3 protein-coding genes are annotated in these 1340 nt (G+C 42.5%); all 3 read left to right on the forward strand.

The annotated features are described in order from the left end of the window. Nucleotides 1-450: Crp/Fnr family transcriptional regulator (locus KHS38_RS22150; RefSeq protein ID WP_213491126.1), on the forward strand; the 450-nt coding region annotated here is incomplete at its 5' end. Between the two features lie 72 nt (nt 451-522). Further along, the gene (locus KHS38_RS22155; protein ID WP_213491130.1) at nt 523-909 is read left to right on the forward strand and encodes a DUF4267 domain-containing protein; all 387 of its coding nucleotides are present in this window, start codon (nt 523-525) and stop codon (nt 907-909) included. Between the two features lie 18 nt (nt 910-927). After that, nucleotides 928-1340 (forward strand): cupin domain-containing protein (locus KHS38_RS22160; protein WP_213491134.1); only part of this gene is annotated, 413 nt, incomplete at its 3' end.

Raw genomic sequence — 1340 nt, forward strand, 5'->3', positions numbered from 1 at the left:
GTTTGCAAACAGGTAGGCTTTGTAACCAAGGGAATACTGCGATACTACATTAATCACGACGGCGAAGATAAAACATACGACTTTGCACAGGAGAATATGTTTGTATGCAACTATGAAAGCTTTCTGCCGCAAACACCTTCTACAAAAATTATCCAGGCGTTGGAGGACTGTGAAATGTTGCAGATTTCACATACCGACTTGCATGTGTTTTATAAATCTGTAAGCGGCGCAGAGCGGTTTGGCAGGGTAGTTATTGAACAGATATTTGTACAGACCTTGCAGGATCTGAGCTCGTTTTATACCGATACACCAGAACTTCGCTATGAGAAGTTCCTGGAAAGGCATCCTGGTTTACTGCAAAGAATCTCCCAATATCATGTTGCCTCTTATGTGGGCGTAAAGCCGCAATCCCTCAGCCGTATCCGAAAAAGAATTTTTACGGAAAAGTGATTTGTTAACCCAGGTGCATGAATGCCGGGCCTGGGATATACAACTTTGTGTCATCATTTAAAACATAAGATAATGACACAAAGAATTTCTATTGCAATCGCATTCCTTACAGGTTTAGGAATGATTTTTATCGGAGCCAGATTCCTTTTGGCACCCGAAACAGCAGAAGCCGGTTATGGCATACACTTTAATGAGCATGCCGACTACTCCTTTCATTACATCAAAGGTATCCGTGATGTGTTTTCCGGTTTAGTGATTTGTATACTCATCTTAACTAAGCAAACCAAAGCATTAGGTATTACGCTGGCGGCAGGAACCATTATCCCTATTGCCGATATGCTGATCGTATTAAGCAAAGATTACAATGGCATCCCGCAAGCCATTCCCCATATCTCTGCCATTGTAGTTTGCGCCGCCGCCGGAACTATCTTATTAATCAATAAACCTTCAACCAAATAAACCTCAAACCCAAGCTATATGAAAACGCAAGGATACATCAAGCTGATCAGTTCAGCAGATACCCATCAGGAAAGTGTGATTGAATTCAATATCATTCCAAACGAAAAAACGCCGTGGCATTACCACACCCTTTTTGCAGAGACCTTTGAAGTGCTAAAAGGCACATTGGAAGTAGGATTGAACGACCAGGTGCATCAGTTAAAAAAAGGTAACAGGGTAACTATTAAGCCTAACGAGAAACACTACTTCAACAACGTATCTACGGAGGACTGTTTAATACAGGTGACGGTAAGTCCCGGCAATAAAAACTTCGAAAATGCGCTGCTGATATCCAAGGGGCTGGCGAAAGACGGCTTGGCCAGCGCGGCCGGAACACCCAAAAAGCTTGCTGACCTTGCTTTATTTGTTTACTTAAACAACTCTAAGATGGT

It is taken from the genome of Mucilaginibacter sp. Bleaf8 (assembly GCF_018390515.1).
Lineage (GTDB): Bacteria > Bacteroidota > Bacteroidia > Sphingobacteriales > Sphingobacteriaceae > Mucilaginibacter.